Source organism: Streptomonospora halophila (genome assembly GCF_039542725.1).
GTDB classification, from domain to species: Bacteria; Actinomycetota; Actinomycetes; order Streptosporangiales; family Streptosporangiaceae; genus Streptomonospora; species Streptomonospora halophila.
On the sequence record NZ_BAABIK010000078.1, the window covers coordinates 1 to 963 of the forward strand.

Below are 963 nucleotides of genomic sequence, written 5' to 3' on the forward strand. Positions count from 1 at the left end.
CCCGACGGCGCTCCGATCTATGTCGTCCTGGACAACCTCTCGGCACACAAGGGCCGAAGCTCCGCCAGTGGGCGCGGAAGAAATGCTCCGCCGCCGGGCCGCCGAAGCGAAGCGCTGCGCGGAAACCGTCGTGCCCGGTCAGAGGACCGCGGCGGCTTCGGCGGATACCCGTGCGGGCGTGGGCGCCGCCTTCTGAGCGGGCCGGCGGGCGGCGGGCGCGGCGGACCTGCTCCGATTCGCTCCCGCCCGAGCCGTTCGACCCCGCTTTTTCCGGGAATGCACGCCCGCCATCCCGCACATTCACCGGGCAACGATTTCGAGGTACTTGTTTTCGGCCAGCCGGAAGGGAATTCCGAAAAAGGATAGTCGCGATCGCGCTCACAGATCCGGTTGACCTGGGGATCGAGCAGGGTCAGAATCAGATCGCAACGCCGGACGCGAAGCAGCGCACGTGTCCGAATATGCACGCACGAGTCCATCGGAGACCGAATGCGCCTGTTTTCCGCAACCCTTCCCGTGATATCCGCCGCGACTCTTTCCGGCGCGCTGGTGCTGGCCATGGCCGGTACGGCACAGGCCGCCACGGGAAGGGTCGTCGTCTACAAGTCCGAGCTCCAGGCCCTGGAAACCTACGACAATCCGCCGGACGGGGCGTGCTACGCCCTTCCCGGGACCGCGCACGTCCTGCTCAACCAGACCGACTCCGAGGTCACGATCCACGCGGCTCCGAACTGCATGCTGCCCGGGGTCGCTGTCCAGCCGAACCACGGCTGGCACGCGCCGCCGAGCGGACTAACCGGCCCCTTCAGCTTCTCCGTGGGCTGACCGACGCGCCTTTCCCGAGAAACCCGTTCCCCGCCCCTGCTCCCGGGGCGGGGAACGGGTCATTGCGGCGGCATCTTGGCCGGCCGCTAGATCGTTGATGGGAGTTGTTGTGTGTCCCGGTCAGTGGTCGTAGGCGAT

Annotated in this window: 1 protein-coding gene; it reads left to right on the forward strand. The window is 67.5% G+C overall.

The genetic code is table 11. From position 1 onward, the window contains the following. Positions 1–489 precede the first annotated feature (489 nt). Complete coding sequence (locus ABEA15_RS25535) at positions 490–825, forward strand: hypothetical protein (protein ID WP_345559621.1); 336 nt, start codon at positions 490–492, stop codon at positions 823–825. Positions 826–963: the final 138 nt, after the last annotated feature.

Bases quoted from the DNA above. Each gene is read 5' to 3' on its own strand.
- ABEA15_RS25535 (WP_345559621.1), top strand. From the start codon at position 490: ATGCGCCTGTTTTCCGCAACCCTTCCCGTGATATCCGCCGCGACTCTT.